Below are 522 nucleotides of genomic sequence, written 5' to 3'. Positions count from 1 at the left end.
ATCCAGGATCGCGATTGACAACGAGTGACCAAATTAGCATATGGTCACATGCTCAAGGTGAGCGTCACGAGGAGGTCGCGATGCGATCGGTTTCGAGCTTGGCTCTGCTGGCCCTGGCCGGCGTCACCCTCGGCGGGTGCGCCGTGGGCCCCGACTATGTCGCGCCGCCTTCGATGGTGTCCGGGACATTCATCGGCGCGAACGCGGTGGCCCAGCGCAGGGCCCCGCCCGCGCCGGTCGACCAATCGGCTTGGTGGAAAGGCTTCAACGATCCGGTGCTCGACGGCCTGGTCGACCGCGCCCTAGCCCAGAACCTTGACCTGGCCCAGGCCGCCGCCCGAGTGACCCAGGCGCGGGCAGGGCTGTCGGCGGCCACCGCAGCCTTGCTGCCGTCCGGCGGCGTCCAGGCGAGCGCGGCCCGAGCCCATATCTCGACCCAGACGCCTACCGGCCGCTTATCGTCCTCGGCGCCCGGCTTCGACCGCGACGGATCGCTCTACGAGGCCGAGGCCACCGGTGGCT

1 protein-coding gene is annotated in these 522 nt (G+C 69.5%); it reads left to right on the top strand.

Features of this window, described 5'->3' with window-relative positions:
- Positions 1-80: 80 nt before the first annotated feature.
- A partial coding sequence (locus tag J7528_RS24210; protein WP_291879951.1) for a TolC family protein occupies positions 81-522 on the top strand: 442 nt, incomplete at its 3' end.

The sequence above is a fragment of the Caulobacter sp. genome (assembly GCF_017744445.1).
Lineage (GTDB): Bacteria > Pseudomonadota > Alphaproteobacteria > Caulobacterales > Caulobacteraceae > Caulobacter.
The sequence above is the reverse complement of the archived record's forward strand: the minus strand, read 5'-3'. Positions and strand labels throughout refer to the sequence as shown.